This is a genomic window from Enterobacter cloacae complex sp. ECC445 (assembly GCF_021892025.1).
Taxonomy (GTDB): Bacteria; Pseudomonadota; Gammaproteobacteria; order Enterobacterales; family Enterobacteriaceae; genus Enterobacter; species Enterobacter chengduensis.
In genome coordinates, this window is record NZ_JAKLRZ010000007.1 from 138,953 (window position 1) to 155,504 (window position 16,552).

Annotated in this window: 12 protein-coding genes; 1 reads left to right on the forward strand and 11 read right to left on the reverse strand. The window is 58.4% G+C overall.

The window, feature by feature from the left end:
• Positions 1 to 43: 43 nt before the first annotated feature.
• The 4 genes from mukB to cmoM are packed head-to-tail and all read right to left on the reverse strand — an operon-like array spanning position 44 to position 7,285.
• Positions 44 to 4,495, reverse strand: coding sequence for a chromosome partition protein MukB (gene mukB, locus L6R44_RS08670; RefSeq protein WP_237423887.1), 4,452 nt, complete (start codon positions 4,493 to 4,495; stop codon positions 44 to 46).
• Complete coding sequence (gene mukE, locus L6R44_RS08675) at positions 4,495 to 5,199, reverse strand: chromosome partition protein MukE (protein WP_008499954.1); 705 nt, start codon at positions 5,197 to 5,199, stop codon at positions 4,495 to 4,497. The genes mukB and mukE overlap by 1 nt, the downstream gene beginning before the upstream one ends.
• Positions 5,180 to 6,502 (reverse strand): chromosome partition protein MukF, encoded by a 1,323-nt coding sequence (gene mukF / locus L6R44_RS08680; RefSeq protein WP_032639283.1) that lies wholly within the window; start codon positions 6,500 to 6,502, stop codon positions 5,180 to 5,182. The genes mukE and mukF overlap by 20 nt, the downstream gene beginning before the upstream one ends.
• A gap of 3 nt (positions 6,503 to 6,505) precedes the next feature.
• Positions 6,506 to 7,285 carry a tRNA uridine 5-oxyacetic acid(34) methyltransferase CmoM gene (gene cmoM, locus L6R44_RS08685; RefSeq protein WP_023311004.1) on the reverse strand — a complete coding sequence of 260 codons (780 nt, stop codon included), beginning with the start codon at positions 7,283 to 7,285 and terminating at the stop codon, positions 6,506 to 6,508.
• Between the two features lie 124 nt (positions 7,286 to 7,409).
• Here cmoM and elyC point away from each other — a divergent pair, with 124 nt between their 5' ends.
• Positions 7,410 to 8,189 (forward strand): envelope biogenesis factor ElyC, encoded by a 780-nt coding sequence (gene elyC, locus L6R44_RS08690; RefSeq protein ID WP_237423888.1) that lies wholly within the window; start codon positions 7,410 to 7,412, stop codon positions 8,187 to 8,189.
• Here elyC and L6R44_RS08695 read toward each other — a convergent pair.
• The 7 genes from L6R44_RS08695 to L6R44_RS08725 form a co-directional block, all read right to left on the reverse strand.
• Positions 8,166 to 9,059, reverse strand: coding sequence for a YcbJ family phosphotransferase (locus L6R44_RS08695; RefSeq protein ID WP_237423889.1), 894 nt, complete (start codon positions 9,057 to 9,059; stop codon positions 8,166 to 8,168). The genes elyC and L6R44_RS08695 overlap by 24 nt on opposite strands.
• Positions 9,060 to 9,197: 138 nt before the next feature.
• On the reverse strand, positions 9,198 to 9,944 hold the full coding sequence (gene kdsB, locus L6R44_RS08700) for a 3-deoxy-manno-octulosonate cytidylyltransferase (protein WP_237423890.1): 747 nt from the start codon (positions 9,942 to 9,944) through the stop codon (positions 9,198 to 9,200).
• Positions 9,941 to 10,123 (reverse strand): protein YcaR, encoded by a 183-nt coding sequence (ycaR, locus tag L6R44_RS08705; RefSeq protein ID WP_237423891.1) that lies wholly within the window; start codon positions 10,121 to 10,123, stop codon positions 9,941 to 9,943. The genes kdsB and ycaR overlap by 4 nt, the downstream gene beginning before the upstream one ends.
• 45 nt (positions 10,124 to 10,168) lie before the next feature.
• Positions 10,169 to 11,398 carry a winged helix-turn-helix domain-containing protein gene (locus L6R44_RS08710; RefSeq protein WP_237423892.1) on the reverse strand — a complete coding sequence of 410 codons (1,230 nt, stop codon included), beginning with the start codon at positions 11,396 to 11,398 and terminating at the stop codon, positions 10,169 to 10,171.
• A gap of 44 nt (positions 11,399 to 11,442) precedes the next feature.
• Positions 11,443 to 12,420 carry a tetraacyldisaccharide 4'-kinase gene (gene lpxK, locus L6R44_RS08715; protein ID WP_237423893.1) on the reverse strand — a complete coding sequence of 326 codons (978 nt, stop codon included), beginning with the start codon at positions 12,418 to 12,420 and terminating at the stop codon, positions 11,443 to 11,445.
• Positions 12,417 to 14,165 carry a lipid A ABC transporter ATP-binding protein/permease MsbA gene (gene msbA / locus L6R44_RS08720; RefSeq protein ID WP_032639269.1) on the reverse strand — a complete coding sequence of 583 codons (1,749 nt, stop codon included), beginning with the start codon at positions 14,163 to 14,165 and terminating at the stop codon, positions 12,417 to 12,419. The genes lpxK and msbA overlap by 4 nt, the downstream gene beginning before the upstream one ends.
• 36 nt (positions 14,166 to 14,201) lie before the next feature.
• Positions 14,202 to 16,466 (reverse strand): ComEC family protein, encoded by a 2,265-nt coding sequence (locus L6R44_RS08725; RefSeq protein ID WP_237423894.1) that lies wholly within the window; start codon positions 16,464 to 16,466, stop codon positions 14,202 to 14,204.
• Positions 16,467 to 16,552: the final 86 nt, after the last annotated feature.

A 16,552-nucleotide genomic window follows, 5' to 3' on the forward strand; every position in this document is an offset into this window, starting at 1 on the left:
AAAAAAAGCGGCGCCAGGGCGCCGCTTCATGTCAGAAGACGCTTCAGGAAGCGTCCGCCGTGGTTTCCGGCAATGACTCAGGCGGCTGCGGCGCAAAGCCACGCAGCCCGACAACGTGCACGTGTTCGCTGTTCTGGAACACTTTACGCACCAGCTTGTAGGTCGTGCCCTTCTCGGGGCTGATGTTTTCCGGCGCAGCGATAATGAGCTGCATATCCAGACGTTCGCACAGCTCGAACAGCGTGGCAATGGAGCGGGCGTCAAGACGCGCCGCTTCATCCAGGAACAGCAGTCGGCAAGGGGAGATGTCTTTTCCGCGCAGGCGTCGCGCTTCATCTTCCCAGCTCTGTACCACCATCACCAGAATGGACATCCCGGTACCAATCGCTTCACCGGTAGAGAGCGCTCCGGATTCCGCGCGCAGCCAGCCGTCAGAGCCACGGTTTACCTCAACCTCCATTTCCAGGTAGTTACGGTAGTCCAGCAGCTCTTCACCGATGGTTTGCGGCGTGCGCTGTCCCATATCAATCTGCGGGTTCAGGCGCTGGTACAGCTTCGCCAGCGCTTCGGAGAAGGTCAGACGGTTGCTGTTGAACAGATCCTGGTGCTGCTCGTGCTGCTCGGAGAGCACGTCGAGCAGCGTCGCGTGGGCTTCACGCACGTTGACGTTAAGGCGCACGCTGTTCACCTGGCCAAACGACACGCTCTGCAGCCCCTGGTTCAGCTGGCGGATACGGTTCTGCTCGCGCTGAATGGTTTTGCGTATGATGTTCGCCACGCTGCGGGAGCTGATCGCCAGCTTCTGCTCGCGGGAGGTCAGCTCTTCCGTCAGACGCCCCAGCTCGATTTCCATCTGTTCGATGGCTTCAACCGGATCGTCGGTACGGATAATGTCCTGACGAATACGCTCGCGCAGGTGCTGGTAAACCGCCACGAAGAACTGGATTTTACGTTCAGGACGTTTCGGATCTTCGGACATGCGCAGGACATCGCGAAGGTGTTCGTTATCCGCCACCGCCAGACGCAGGGCACCCAACGCCTTATCCGACATGGAGCGCAGCTCATCGGCGGAGAGGTACGCCAGCTCGCGACGGTGCAGGCGACGCTCAACGTTGTTGTCTTTCACCATGCGCATCACCGCGCACCAGCCCGCCTTCGCCGTCACCACCTGCTCGCGCATCTCAAAGTAGTCGCGCTCCAGCTTGCGCAGGCGACGGGTCAGGTTATCCATTTCCGCTTCGCAGAAGGTCAGCGCTTTTTCGAGCTGATTGCGACGCGCGCGGTTATTGCTGAGCTGTGAATGCAGCTCGTCACGACGGATACGCGCGCGCTCTTCCGCCCCGCTATCGGCGCGAACCCCAATGTCCTGAAGCTCTTTCTGCAGGTCGTTTAACAGCTCTTTCTTGGTGTCGAAGGAGCTTTTCAGCGAGGCCAGCACCTGATTGTACTGGTTCAGCTGTGCGGAGTGGCTGCGCATTGCTTCGCGGGCGCGGGTACGTTCCCCCTCCGCCTGCTCAAGGCGCTGACGCAGCTTTTCGTTCAGGTCGCTGTTACCGCTCAGCATTTCAGCCGAATCGGAGTAGCCAAAGTGGGCGCGACGCTGCACCACCTCCGTCAGGGCAAACGCCTGCTGACGCGCTTCGCGTTGCACCTGCTGCGACCAGGCATAATCTTCTTTTAACTGCTCGAACTGTTCCGGATCGCTCTGCAGGACAGAGACGACGGGCTCCAGCTTCGCCAGCTGATTGCCGTGCTGCTGGACGAAGCGCGCGGCTTCCTGCGCTTCATCCAGACGCTCCTGGATCTCATCCACGCGATCGGCCAGCGTGTCATCCGCCAGCAGATTCAGGCGCGGCAGGATGCGGTTAAGGGCAGCGACGCCCTCTTTCGCCTGTTCAAACTGAACGCGACTCTGCTGGTTATCACTTTCATGGCTGGCAATGGCCCGCTCCAGCTCGCCACGGCGGGTGTTGAGCTTGCGGATTTCGGCTTCCGGGTCTGCTTCAAACGCTACGGCGAGATGGCTGCCGATAAAGCGGCTGAACGCCTGGTGCAGGCGCTGGGTTTTCTGCACGTCAAACGACAGGGTCGCAAAACGTTCAGACAGCGTTTCACGCTCGGCGTGCAGGCTTTCGATGCGGCTTTCGCGCGCGGCGCGGCCAAACAGCGGCAGTTCCGGGAAGCGGGAGTAACGCCACTGGCGGTCGGCGATCTTCACCACCACCGCTTTTTCCAACTCGTCGACGCTGAATACGCTGTCATCGAACGACTGCGGATCCCCTTCGATCAGGTAGAGATCTTCCGGGCAATCTTCCAGACCAGCTAGCTGCTCTGAAATCAGCGACAGATCCGGGACCACAATCGCGTTACGGGATGGACCGTACAGCGCGGAGAAGTACGGGGCATCGTCGAGGCCAACATCGTCATAAATCTCGGACAGCAGCACGCCGCCGAAACGCTCGGCCAGCGCATTCAGGCGCGGATCCTCTGACCCGCCCGGCTGGCTTAAGCGCTCAATTTCGTCGTCGACGTCGCGCTTGCGGGCACCCACCTCGTCACGCTCAACGATGGCTTCGCGCTCGCGCTCCAGCAGCTGCTGAAGGTATTCAGTCACTTCCTGACTGGATTCGAACTGCTCGCCGCACTGTTCACCAAGCTGGTTCAGGCTGCTCTGTGCTGCCAGCCAGACCGGCGCACGCTCCAGGAGCCTCTTCGAACGAGCCTGAATCTGCTCCAGCTCCTGACGCAGCGTCATGCGCTGTTCGCTGGCGTTTGATACGGTATCGGACAGGGCCGCAATACGCGCTTCCAGCTCCTGATGCAGGGCCTCGAGCTCGTCGAAATCGTAATGTTTTCCCTGACGCTTGCAGAATTCCGCCAGCAGACGTTCGGCTTCCTGCTGCTCGCGCAGGCGCTGCTCCAGCTCGTTCAGACGCATGCGCAGCGGCTGAACCTGTTCCGCCAGATGGCGCTGGTTAACGCCGTCGCGCAGCAGTTCACGGGCAACGTCCCAGGCTTCGTTACGCGCCAGCGGGCCGTTAATCGCTACCACCAGCTGATACGCCTGCTCAAACTGGCTGTGCGCCGTTTGCGCAACGCTCATTTTCTGTTCGAGTGAAAGCAGTTTCTCGGTCGCTTCCTGCTCTTTGGCCTGGAAGGTGTCCAGCCACTCGTCGGCGCTTTCCGGCGTCAGGTCAGGCAAATGACACAGCTCTTTCGCGCGCTGTAACGCCTGCAGCGCCTGGTTGTACTGAATCGCTCGCGTCTGCTGCACGTCCAGTGCCTGCTGGTAATCGGCAAGCTGGCTTTTCAGCTCATCCACTTCCAGCTCGGCGGCTTCGGCGCGGGCTTCGTTCTCTTCCTGCATCTCGGCGGCTTCGGCCACCACCTCATTCTGCTCTTCGAGACGAATCTGCAGCTCGTCGAGGTCCGCTTCATAGCGCTCGATTTTTTCCTGCTGACGCAGCGCGGTCTGCACCAGGTTCAGGTGATCGCTGGCGGCCTGGTAGTCGGCTTCCAGATCGCCCTCGGCACCGTTGTGCTCGCCCAGCTCGCGCGCCATTTCGACGTGCTTGTACTGCTCTGCCACCAGCTGTTTGCGGGAGGTAAACAGCTCGCGACGGTATTCTAATGCCTGATCGAGATGCACGCGGCGCTCGTTGGCGTGGCGCATGTAGTCTGCGGCCACGTAGTTGGTGGCTTCGCTTATCAGGTGTTTAAACAGGTCTCGGTCCGACTGGGTCACGCGGATCGCTTCCAGCGTCATGCGGTTTTCACGCAGCGCCGCTTCCATATCCTGGAAGGCCTTACGCACGCCGCTGTTTTCCGGCAGCAGGTAGTCGCGCAGGGAGCGGGTAATGGCGCTGGAGATCCCGCCGTACAGGGACGCTTCGATCAGGCGGTAGTATTTGCTACGGTCTGATGCACTGCGCAGACGACGCGCCACCACGCCCAGATCGAACATCAGCGAGTGATAGTCGGTAATCGAGTTGAACTGCTTGAACTGCACGCCTTCGATCGCTTCAAGCTTATCTTTCAGCTCCTGCAGCGTCAGCACGCGCGCCTGTCGTTCGTTCAGGGTTTCCGTCAGCAGCGCCGTCGGCTGCACGGAGGTTGGCAGCCCCTGGATGGCAAACGGTTTGATATCCACTTTACGGTCGCGACCGGCAACCTGCTGCAGGCGCACGCCCACGACCACGCGCTGATGGCGGGAGTTAATGACGTCCAGAACCGAATAACAGACGCCCGCTTTCAGCTTACCGTGCAGGCCCTTATCGCGAGAGCCGCTTGTCGCGCCCGCTTCGGTAGTGTTACGGAAGTGAAGCAGCGTCAGGTCAGGGATCAGCGCCGTGACAAACGCCGCCATGGTGGTGGATTTACCCGCACCGTTACCGCCGGAGAGGGTTGTCACCAGCTCGTCCAGATCGAACGTTCGGGCGAAGAAGCCGTTCCAGTTAATCAGCGTCAGTGAGCGAAATTTACCGCGTTCAATCATTACTCTTCCTCCCCGCTATCCGGCAGATTTTCTTCATGCTCATCATTGAGCTGCAAATGGTTTTCCACCGGCATCGCTTCACCGTCGCGGATCATGCGAAGCTGCGCTTCACGCGCGTCATCGCCCGCACGCACGTCGGCGCCGAAGCGGAAGACAGATTCCGTGATGCGGAATTTGCTGCTGTCGTGGCCCATAAACCAGACCATCCCCAGGCGACGCAGGCGGTTCAGGGAAGAGCGCACCTTTTCCTGTAATTTCTGACGGTCAAGATCCGACCCCGTGGAGCGGTTGTTCACCAGCTTGAGCAGCTTGCTCTCATCCGCCAGCGTCAGCAGCTCGTCGTAAAGTTCCTGCTGGGTGAAGATGCCTTCATTCGCCAGACGTTCCGGGCTGAGGTAGAGGTAGCAAAGAATTTTGCCGACCATCATATCCAGCTCGGAGAGCACGGAACGCGGGATCAGCGTCGTGGAGCGCGGGCGCAGGTAGAAAAAGCCTTCCGGCGCGCGGATCAGCTCCACGTTGTAGCGGGCGTAAAACTCTTCCAGGTACTCCTGGAAGTCCATCAAAAAGGCGTGATTATCCAGCTCGTCTAAGCCAATGTGACGACCGGCACGCAGCTGGCTGTCCAGCGCCGGAAATAACGGATTCGCCAGCGCCTGTGCCAGCTTAACCGGCATCACTTGTTCAATATTTGTCAATGACATGCGCCTGTACCTTGGCTCCGTAATCGTTAATTGGCTGCCACTTCGGCGGCAGTCCGGTGAAATCTGCTTGCGCGACGCCCAGGCGTACCGCCTGGTCTACCACGATGCGGGCAACGTCGAAGTGGCGCGCGCGCGGATATTGCGCCAGATAGTCGCGCACCACGAGCCCAAGATCCAGCGGTGCTTGTCTGGTTTTGTAGACCGCGAGCTGTTCTTCGATCATCGCCGCAAGCTGCTCGCGAATTTCGTTAAATTCTTCGTACTCCAGATCCGGCGGCAGTTCACCGGTCACCTCTTCATCGCGCAGCGCCATCTCTTCGTCGCGCATATCCAGCAGACGATCGGCGTTGGCATAGGTCAGCGCCCACGGCGCATCGAAATAGGTTTGAACCGACTGGCGCAGGCGCTGGGCAAACACGCGGTTTTTATCCATATCGATCGCGGTACGGATAAATTTATGCACGTGTCGGTCGTAGCCGATCCACAGGTCGATCGACTGCTGACCCCAGCTGATGATGCGGTCGAGCTTGCTCTGCAGATCGAACACCAGGCGGTCGATAAAATGCAGATCGTCATGCGCCAGGGTCGCATCCTGAATGCGCAGCAGGTTGGCCTGCAGCTTGTCTCCTGCGGCTTCCAGCGTATCCTGGAGCTCACGCAGCGTGCCGGAGGTTTCTGACAGCAAAAGCTCACAGCTGGAGATGGCCGCTCGCCAGTCTTTGTTCAGCAGTTGGGCGATATCGTCTTTCACCTGCTGCTGCTGTTCGTCCATCAGGCGCTGGGTGAGATCGATGCTGTCGAAGATTTCCGCCACCGAGTATTTCAGCGGGGCATAGACGTTACGGTGCCAGTGGAATTCGTCACCGTTTTCATCCGCCGCGTCGGCGGCGCGCTTAAGCTCACCCGCCACGATCGACAGCTGCATGGAAAGGCGCAGCGTGGAAAATTCACGCTGGCGAATATAGTAATCGGTGATGCCGATGCCCAGCGGCGTCAGGCGATAGATGGCGTTTCCTTCCGCCTGCTCGCTGGTAAAGCGGTTCAGCAGACGTTGACGCACCATATCGTTGATCGCGTTGTTGGCACGCACGCTAATGGTTTCGCTGGTTTGCTCAAACGCATCACTGACGTGGCGGAACGCATCCACCAGTTCACCCTCGCTCATTTCGCCATCCAGCCGTTCGCCGTTCAGCGTGGCAACCGCCAGCAGGAAAGAGAGTCTGTCGACCGGCAGCGAGATGGAGAAATCGTTTTTCCTGGCCCAGGCAACCAGTTCGGGGACTGTCTGGGAAAATTCACTCATAGGTTATCCTTGCATCTGCGGCTTGTGCGCGGTGACGTGAATATAGCGGCCAAGGCTGATAAAAGGCTCCTGACGGCAATACCGCGTTTCTAATTCTGTTAAGGTGTCAAAACAGTCACGCTGTTTGTGTTTTTCACGCAGATAATCATGAAACACCCTGACGCCCGTTTTCCCGACAATCTGCCAGCCAATCGCTTCCAGCCAGCCGTAAACCTGCTGCGGATCGCGCGGATAGTCCGGGGAAAGCGTGCGCTTTTTCTTTTTGGGCATCCCGACCTGAACATAGTCGAAGTTTCCTGCAACCATGTTGTGCATCAGAAAGCCGTTTGCATTGTAGAACATCAGCGACAGCGTACCGCCGGGGCGCAGCATCGACCACAGGGTTTGTAACACGCTTTGCGGATCGGCTACCCACTCCAGCACCGCATGAAACAATATCAGATCAACCTGGGTTTCCAAATGCTGGGCGATGTCCTGAGCGGCGCATTGTATAAAATGCATGTTGTCGCTCACACCTTTCTCTTCTGCAGCACGCGTCGCGCGGGCAACCATTTCAGCCGAAAGATCGCAAAGCGTGACGTGATGACCGCGCTCGGCCATTTTTATCGCCGTCTGCCCTTCACCGCCACCGGCATCCAGCACACGCAACGTCTGGCCGCCAAAGGTGGCCAGAATGGTGTCCAGATCCTGCCAGAGGATCGTCTGACGAAGCTGCCCTTTCGTAGTGCCATAAATGTTGCGCGAAAACTTTTCCGCGATGTCATCAAAATTGCGATCCCGCATTGGGAGAGTTCCACTCGCTAACTGCAAAACCGCTATTTTGTCACACCCGCGCGGAGAATGAACCTCTCTGGTGTAATATCACGGGTAATCACCTGCTATATGGTCAAAAAAGGAACCAAAAAGGATGCTTTTTACCCTTAAGAAATACATTGGAGGGATGATGCTTCCCCTTCCGCTGCTGCTCATCATCATCGCGCTGGGGCTGGTGCTGGTGTGGTTCAGCCGCTTTCAGAGAGGTGGCAAAACGCTTATCACGCTCGGCTGGCTTATGCTGCTGCTGTTGAGCCTGCAACCGGTCGCGGATGGCCTGTTACGCCCCATCGAAAATAAGTACCCGACATGGCAGGGAAATCAGAAAGTGGCGTACATCGTGGTGCTGGGCGGCGGATATACCTGGGACCCTGACTGGGCCCCCAGTTCGAACCTGATCAACAACAGCCTGCCACGGCTAAACGAAGGTATCCGCCTGTGGCTGGCGAACCCGGGATCAAAAATGATCTTCACCGGCGCGGCGGCCAAAACGAACCCGGTGAGTACGGCTGAAGCGGGCGCCAGGGTCGCGGAATCCCTCGGCGTACCGCGATCCTCGATTATCACGCTGGACAGCCCAAAAGATACCGAAGAAGAGGCCGCTGCGGTGAAGCGGGCGATTGGCGATGTTCCGTTCTTGCTGGTCACCTCCGCCTCGCACCTGCCGCGCGCAATGATTTTCTTTGAAAAGCAGGGCCTGCACCCGCTCCCCGCACCGGCAAACCAGATGGCCATCGACGCGCCGCTTAACCCGTGGGAGCGGGCGATCCCCTCCCCGGCGTGGCTGATGCATAGCGATCGCGTCGGCTACGAGACGCTCGGACGCCTCTGGCAGTGGCTCAAAGGCTCGTCAGGCGAGCCAGGGCAGGAGTGATTTTGCTGCCAGGTCGAAGTTTGCGCGATTAAAACGTCCGGTGTTCACCAGCTGCGCGACTTCGTCCCAGAGCAGGTAAAGCCAGCGCCGCCAGAGAAACGCTTCTGCAACGGGGGCGCGTTGAAGGTAATGCCACAGCAGCCCCTCCGCCGCCCCGCTGTCGCTGAGCCTGAACAGCTCATATTCGCGCGGAGCCCAAAGCATTATGCCCGGCCCTAGCATTGCCAGAAGCTGATCGCTGCGGGAGTCTTTGAGCATGCTGCGCAGGGTGAAATTACCGTGGATCAGCACGCAGTTGTCACTAAAACCCTCGAACAGCGCCGGCAAGCACTCGCGGGTGCGAAACAGAATGCGTTTGTCCTGCATGGTCAAACCGGTATTGTTAAACTGGTTTAGGGTTCCCCACAGGACCTCAACCCGCTGGCGATACCACAGCGGCCACAGGTTTTCCTGGGTGCTGTCGACCGGACCGACAAGCCCACGGCTATCCTGACGGTGCCAGGCCAGCAGGGCCTCGACAATCTGATCTTTCAGCTGCTCCCAGCGTTCCGGCGTGCGCGCGGGCGCTTCAACGGGCACGCCGCGTAAGCGCTCAATCAGCAGCACGTCCGGACCGGGGTGTTCCTCGTGGGTCATCACGCCGTACACCGTCGGCATCCGGACGGTCCCCTCCCTCGCCAGCATCGACATTTTCCACGCTAGCTGCCTGGCAACGCCAGGTGAGGTGAAGCTTCTGGCCATCAGCGGCATCGGGTTGCCCTGACTGTCATATAACGACCAAAGCACGGTATCGGCCTTTTCACTCACGCATTCGACACGACTTAATTTCTCACCCAGCAGATGGCTAAGTTCGGCACGCAGCTGTTCCATATGAGATTACCCCCATTAAGACTACTGCTTTTATAATGAGCGTCCTGAAGGAAGATGTCACCCGGAAGCGATCAATTCGGGAAAAGAAAGGAGAAGGAGACAGAGAACATCCCTCCGACAGGAGGGATGCAGGCGGTATTAGCGCAGCTCGGCGCGGACGCGCTCAAGATCTTCCGGCGTATCAACCCCCGTTCCAGGGACTTCGCTGGCAACGGCAACGTGAATTTTTTCGCCATACCAGAGCACGCGAAGCTGCTCCAGCATTTCGATATGCTCAAGAGGACTCGGCGCCCAGGTCACATACCGACGGATAAAACCGGCCCGATAGCCGTAGATCCCAATGTGGCGCAGGAAGGTTTCACCGATGGTCTCTTTAGAGCGCGCAAAGCGATCGCGATCCCACGGGATCGTGGCGCGGGAGAAATAGAGCGCATAGCCTTCGGCATCCATGACCACCTTCACCGCATTCGGATTGAATGCCTCTTCCGCGTGGTGAATGGGCACCGCGAGCGTCGCCATTCCGACCTGACGCTGAGCCAGGTTTTCTGCCACCTGACGGATAATCACCGCCGGGATCATCGGCTCGTCACCCTGCACGTTTACGATGACCGTATCATCGCTGAAGCCACATTTCTCAACCACTTCTGCCAGACGCTCGGTGCCGGACTGGTGATCGGCGCGGGTCATGCATACCTCACCGCCTGCCGCCTCAACCGCACGGGCGACGTCAGGATGATCGGTCGCGACAATCACGCGGTCGGCACCGGATTCACGCGCACGATCAAGGACGTGCACAATCATCGGCTTGCCGTTGATATCCACCAGCGGTTTACCCGGCAGGCGCGTTGAGGCATAACGCGCAGGAATAATGACAACAAAACTCATGGTTTGCTCTCTTCTGACACCAGGGAACGCGCTTCATTTTCCAGCAGTACCGGAATGCCGTCGCGCAGCGGGAATGCGAGGCTGTCCAGCTTGCAAATCAGCTCCTGTTTGTCCTGGCTGTAGTAGAGTTTGCCGTTGCATACCGGGCAGGCAATAATTTCAAGTAAACGGTGATCCATAGTTCCTCCGTATGGGTAATCGCTAAAGCTTAACACATTCCCTTTTCAGGGCGTGCCTGTTTCCCAGCCACTTCGACAGGATGTAAACAATCCGTCGGGCACCCGACCCAGCGTTACATCGCGAGCACCCTGCCAGCGCGCGAATTCGCTAATGGCGGTCGTGAACCCTTTTTCCAGGCCCGCCGTCACCCTGACGCCCTCTTCCAGATAGAGCGCAATGACTTCAAGCGTGCCGGTCTTGCGGTGCATTTTGGCATCCATGCGCCCGACCAGCTGCCCCTTATGCAGCAGAGGTAAAACAAAGTAGCCATACTGGCGCTTCGGTGCCGGGGTGTAACATTCCAGCCGGTAGCTAAAATCAAAGAGCTGCTCGGCGCGTTTTCTGTCCCAGACGACCGGGTCGAAAGGCGACAACACCGCGCTGTGGGTCGCCTGAAGTTTACCCTCCAGAGCCAGAGGCAGTAGCGGGAGGAGATCCGCATGCAGCCACATTTCACCCAGCGTTTCTACCGTGACGGGAATGACGCGCTGTTCACGTTGCCATATCTCCAGCAGCGGTTTCAGCGCGGGCTGGCGAAGGCGATAATAATCAGCCAGCCACTGTGGGCGGAAAATCCCCAGGCTGCGGGCGCTGTTCTCCAGCATGATGGCCTCGGCCGCCTCCTGGGTAAGCAGGTCACGCGCGTCGTCCCAGTGCGGCATCACGCGATGCGTCAGGTCGTAGACGCGCTGAAAATTACGCCGCTCAATCACCATGACCTTTCCTGAGGTGAACAGCCCTTCGAGATGACGCTTATGCGGCTTCCACTCCCACCAGCCGCTGGTGCCTTTGCGCGGGTGTTCAAAATCGGCGGAGCGGACGGGACCGTTATCCTGAATATGCGCGATAAGCTGCTCAATTTCTGCCGCATGTTCCAGCATCCACGCCTGCCGGTATTTCCAGCCCATCTTTTCCGGGGCAAGCATGCGGTGACGCACCAGGGCAAAATCGCTGCGGGGCAGGAAACAGGCTTCGTGCGCCCAGTACTCCATCAATTCCCCCTTGCTGAGCGCCTCGTCCAGCCACTGCGCAGAATAATTCCCGAGACGGCTGAACAGCACCAGGTAAGGGCTGCGCGCCACAATGTTAATGGTGTCGATTTGAAGCAGCGACATGCGCTGGACGGTGGAGAGAATATCGGCAGGCTGCGCGCGGCGGCGGGGCTTTTTGAGCAGCCCCTGCGCGGCAAGGTGTAGATTACGTGCAGCTGTTAGCGAGAGTTGCGGTAAAGACATGCGTTTTCCTGTCAGTCAAAGCGCCACCGGAACCGCGTAAGCCTTTACCGCACCAACGCAATCAGTTCCTTGAGCAAGTGTTCCGGCTGCTCGCCGCTGAGTTCAGCGTCAACCGGCAGATACCACCAGTTATCTTTCGCAAAGGCGCGGCATTTCACCGCATCTTTTTCGGTCATGATCAGCGACTGCCCGGGTAAGGTCAGGGCGTCTACCTGCTCTTCCATCAGCGCCTGGTGGTCGGCCAGCGGAACGCATTTTTCTGGCCGGGCACCACACTGTTCCAGCGTCGCGAAAAAGCGCGGTGGATGACCAATCCCCGCCATCGCCACCCGTGAAGGCAGCTCTGCAACCGACCGGCGTTCGCCCGTCACCAGGTTGATCGCCAGACCCGGCCGCAGGTGCATCGGGATTTCACCCGCGCTTGCCTCACCGCCGTTCACAATCACCGCATCAACGGACTTAAGACGTGAAGCGCGTTCGCGCATCGGGCCAGCCGGCAGCCACCAGCCGTTACCGAAGCGGCGAACGCCGTCGATGACGACAATCTCTTTATCACGCGCCAGGGCGTAATGCTGCAGGCCATCGTCAGTGATAATAATTTGTACCGCGTGTTCGGCAAGCAGCGCCTGCACGGCATCGCTGCGCACCGGGGAGACCGCAACTGGCGCACCCGTACGCTGGAAAATCAGGACCGGTTCATCACCCGCTTCGGCGGTCGTGGTTTCCGCCGTCAGCAGCAGCGGGTAATGCGCCGCTTTACCGCCATATCCGCGCGATACCACCCCGGGGCGAATACCGCGTTTTTGCAACTGCTCCACCAGCCAGATGACGACCGGCGTTTTACCGTTGCCACCCGCCGTAAGATTACCCACAACCACAACCGGTACCGGCGCGCGCCAGGCACGCTTGATCCCCAGACGGTAAAGCAGGCGGATAATGCCGCTCACCAGGCCGTAGAGCCAGGAGAGCGGCAAAAGCAGCAGCCACAGCGGGGATTCACCGGACCAGATGCGTGCAATCATTGGCCGAACTGCATCTTATGAAGCTGGGCATAAACCCCGCGGTGTTCCAGCAAATCTGCATGGCTACCGCGTTCAACAATGATGCCATCCTCAACCACGACGATTTCATCGGCCTGCTCGATAGTCGACAGGCGGTGCGCAATTACCAGCGAGGTACGGTTCTTTTGCAGCTCATCCAGCGCAGACTGAATGGCGCGTTCAGATTCCGTATCCAGCGCCGAGGTCGCTTCGTCCAGAATCAAAATCGGGCTGTCGCGCAGCAGCGCACGCGCTATGGCAATACGCTGACGCTGACCACCGGAGAGCAGTACCCCGTTCTCACCGATAATGGTATCCAGACCATTATCCATCTTGCTGATAAAGTCCATTGCATAGGCCATACGCGCCGCGTTCTCAATCTGCTCGCGGCTGTACTCATCCGTGCGCGCATAGGCAATGTTGTTTGCCACCGTATCGTTGAACAGGTGCACGTTCTGGGAGACCAGCGCCACCTGGTTACGCAGCGACTGCAGGGTATACTCCCGCAGATCGTGACCGTCTAACAGGATCTCACCTTCGTTAATATCGTAGAAACGGGTGATCAGGCTGGCAATGGTCGACTTACCGGAGCCGGAACGGCCCACCAGCGCAACGGTTTTCCCCGCCGGAATAGACAGGTTGATATTGCGCAGCGCCGGGGTTTCGCGACCAGGATAGGTAAAGGTCACGTTGCGGAACTCAACGTCGCCGTTCGCGCGCTCAATGACGCGTTTGCCTTCGTCTTTTTCCTGCTCAGAATCCAGAATGCTGAACAGGGTCTGGCAGGCGGCCATCCCGCGCTGGAACTGCGCGTTCACGTTCGTCAGGGATTTCAGCGGACGCATCAGGGCGATCATCGAGGAGAAGACCACGGTGATGGTCCCCGCCGTCAGGGTCTCCATCACGCTTGGGAAGCTTGCCGCATAGAGAACGAAGGCCAGCGCCAGGGACGCAATCAGCTGAATAATCGGGTCAGAGATAGACGAGGCCGAGACCATTTTCATCCCCTGCAGACGCATCTTGTTGCTGACTTTATCAAAGCGTTTGGTCTCGACGTCCTGGCCGCCGAAGATCAACACTTCCTTATGCCCTTTCAGCATCTGTTCCGCGCTGGTCGTCACCTGCCCCATCGTGTTCTGCATATTCTTACTGATATTGCGGAAGCGCTTTGAGACGACACGGATGGCAATAGAAACGATCGGTGCCAGAACAATAAGGATGATCGACAGCTGCCAGCTGTAATAGAACATCATCGCAAACAGGCCGATGATTGACGCACCCTCACGCACAACGGTGATCAGCGCGCTTGAGGACGAGGAGGCAACCTGCTCGGAGTCGTAGGTAATTCGGGAGAGCAGCGTCCCGGTAGACTGCTTGTCAAAGAATGAGACCGGCATGCCCATCATGTGGCTGAACAGCCGACGGCGCATGGTCATCACCACTTTCCCGGATACCCAGGAAATACAGTAGCTGGAAATATAGCTGGTGATGCCGCGTAAGATCATCAGCCCGATAACCACCAGCGGCATCCATAGCAGCACTGAGCGATCCGTTTTACCAAAACCGTCATCCAGTAACGGTTTGAGGAGCGATAACATAAAAGTATCGCTGGCTGCGTTGAGGATTAACGCTACGCCCGCCACGATCAAGCCTGCTTTAAAAGGTGCAATCATCGGCCAGAGTCGGCGGAAGGTTTGCCACGTGGAGAGATCTTTGTCGTTATGCATTCAAAAAACCAGCATTCGTTGAAATAGCCGCATATTCTACCCGTTATCGACGGGCGCGCCAAACCACTGATGGTACCAAACGGATAAAATTTGCTCTCGCAAGCGCCGGATTTGCCAGTGATGTTGCGAGAATGTCACCGATATTTGTCCAGAGTGAGGGGTATCGTGCCAGATATACCCCTCTTTTCGATAGCGTCGGACAACTTTTGCCGACGGGAATCGCCACGCGTTAAACCGGGCCGCTGAATCCAGGGCAATCTGACCTTCCACCCGCTGTACCAACGGCAATGAAGACGAGGTATTGCTGCCGTGATGGGGAACCTGGATGAGCGTGGACGTCAGATAACGCCAGTAATGGCTAAGCATAGCCTGTTCCGCTTGCGCTTCAATGTCCCCTGTTAGCAGAACACTCTGCTCCCCGTCATCAATTTTAACCACGCAGGAGCGGTTATTTCCCTGGGCCGGGTAATTTTCAGGGGGCCAATGGACGGTGAAGGTAAGTCCCTGCCATTTCCATCGCTGCCCGCGAAAGCAGGGGCGATGCCCCGTCAGGCGCAATGGGCTTCTTACCCATACCTCAGGCCATGCTTTTTGCAACGATGCGAGGCCTCCCGCGTGGTCGAGATGCTCATGACTGAGTATCACCCCTTCCGGGCGAAGATGATGCCAGCGAAGCCACGGGATAATGAGCCGCTGTGCGCTATCCCCGCCGGGCCAGGCAAGACCGGTATCATAGAGAATGGCTTTCCCCTGACGTTCAATGACCATAGCCAGCCCCTGTCCTACATCCAGCATATGCAGGGTCCAGCTCTCGCTTTTTGCCGTGCGCCAGAGAGGAAATGTCAGCAAGACGCTGCCTGCAAGACAAACGGCTGGAAGGGTTTTCCAGGCACGAAAACGCCAGGCAATGATGCTCATCCACGGCAGCAACGCCATGTATTGCCAGCGCTGATCGACATTTTGCCAGCCGTCAGGCAGGCGCATCAGTAACCAGAAAAGTCCCGCAAGCGATCGATCGGCTGCAAACCAGATGATGCTCTCCAGCGTCGCCAGCGGTAGCAGATGGAGCAGCATACCGAGCAGGATCAGCGGCACGGAGACAAACGTCACCAGGGGAACGGCAAAGAGATTCGCCACCAGGGAAGAGAGGCTGAAGCCATGGAAAATCAGGACCTGTAACGGCATGAGCAGCAGCAACATGCCGACCTGCAGATAAATCAGGTTCAGCAGAGGTCGTATACGTCGTGCCCGGTGCCAGTCAGGAAGCGGCAGCCACTGAAACCAGAAAATCAGCGCGGCGACGGCAAAGGCAGACAAGATCAGACTCTGCGAGAGTACGGCCAGGGGATCGCTTATCAGGATCGCCGCGATACAGCAAACCCATACCTGCCAGGGCGACCATTGGCGGGCAGCGAGCCGCAACGTTGCAAGCACTGCAAGCCCGATAACCGTTCGGAGCGCTGGAGGTTGCAGACCGGTAAGCCAGGCGTAGAAGGCGGCAAAGCACAGCCCGGCCAGGAGAGGCATTTGCCAGCGAACACGATGGCTGGGCAAGAAAAACTGGAACCCACGCGCGAGTAACCAGACGAGGGAGGCCGCCAGCGCGATATGCAGACCCGAAATCGCCATCAAATGCAGCGTCCCGGTTTCACGCATCAGGACTTTTATATCCTGAGGCACATCCAGACGTTCCCCCATTCCCAGCCCGAGGATAACCGCCCCCCAACGGTAGGCAGACAGGCGGGTTTGCAATGACGCGAGATATTGCGCGCGCAGGCTGCAGCGCCCGTCGACGAGTTCAGCATGGGTGAAGCGCCCGCTCAGCGTTTGATGCTGAGCAAAAGCGCTGCGCTGAGCATCATAACCCCCGTCGTTCAGTTCGCCGTGGGCAGGCCGGAGTCTGAGCGTCATGTTCCAGCGTTGACCGGCACACGCTTTCTGTGGGAGATAATTGCCATACAGCGTGACGCCGGTAGATGCCCACCAGCGCTTGCCATCGACGCTGAGAATGCGCGCCTGATGCAGAGTGGCGCCATCGGTCGCAGCGATCGCTACCTCAGCATGCACGGCGCCGGTGATGAGATGCCGCATCGGCCAGACGCTCTCCTGCGCGGCCAGAACGCCCCACACGCAAAATAACAGCGTGATACCGACATACTTCAGTCGCATGTTTCGCCGTGCGGCCAGCACGATCCCGCCAACAATCATTATCCACACGGCATGACGTGATGGCAGTTCCGGTAACCAAAGTAACGGAGCTATCGCAAGAATGGCGCAGACACTCAGCGCGGGAATTCCCATTGCTACCTCCCTGTTTCAGGCAGGCAGTATGTAAGCAGGCAGAGCGGGTTGTCAGGTGAGAAGATTGTGTTTTACGGCGCGCGCTG

Coding starts and splice junctions, on each gene's coding strand:
- L6R44_RS08695 (WP_237423889.1), bottom strand. CDS start 9,059: ATGGAACAGCTGCGTGCCGAACTTAGCCATCTGCTGGGTGAGAAATTA.
- cmoM (WP_023311004.1), bottom strand. CDS start 7,285: ATGCGGGATCGCAATTTTGATGACATCGCGGAAAAGTTTTCGCGCAAC.
- elyC (WP_237423888.1), top strand. CDS start 7,410: ATGCTTTTTACCCTTAAGAAATACATTGGAGGGATGATGCTTCCCCTT.
- kdsB (WP_237423890.1), bottom strand. CDS start 9,944: ATGAGTTTTGTTGTCATTATTCCTGCGCGTTATGCCTCAACGCGCCTG.
- mukB (WP_237423887.1), bottom strand. CDS start 4,495: ATGATTGAACGCGGTAAATTTCGCTCACTGACGCTGATTAACTGGAAC.
- msbA (WP_032639269.1), bottom strand. CDS start 14,165: ATGCATAACGACAAAGATCTCTCCACGTGGCAAACCTTCCGCCGACTC.
- mukE (WP_008499954.1), bottom strand. CDS start 5,199: ATGTCATTGACAAATATTGAACAAGTGATGCCGGTTAAGCTGGCACAG.
- L6R44_RS08725 (WP_237423894.1), bottom strand. CDS start 16,466: ATGGGAATTCCCGCGCTGAGTGTCTGCGCCATTCTTGCGATAGCTCCG.
- mukF (WP_032639283.1), bottom strand. CDS start 6,502: ATGAGTGAATTTTCCCAGACAGTCCCCGAACTGGTTGCCTGGGCCAGG.
- L6R44_RS08710 (WP_237423892.1), bottom strand. CDS start 11,398: ATGTCTTTACCGCAACTCTCGCTAACAGCTGCACGTAATCTACACCTT.
- lpxK (WP_237423893.1), bottom strand. CDS start 12,420: ATGATTGCACGCATCTGGTCCGGTGAATCCCCGCTGTGGCTGCTGCTT.
- ycaR (WP_237423891.1), bottom strand. CDS start 10,123: ATGGATCACCGTTTACTTGAAATTATTGCCTGCCCGGTATGCAACGGC.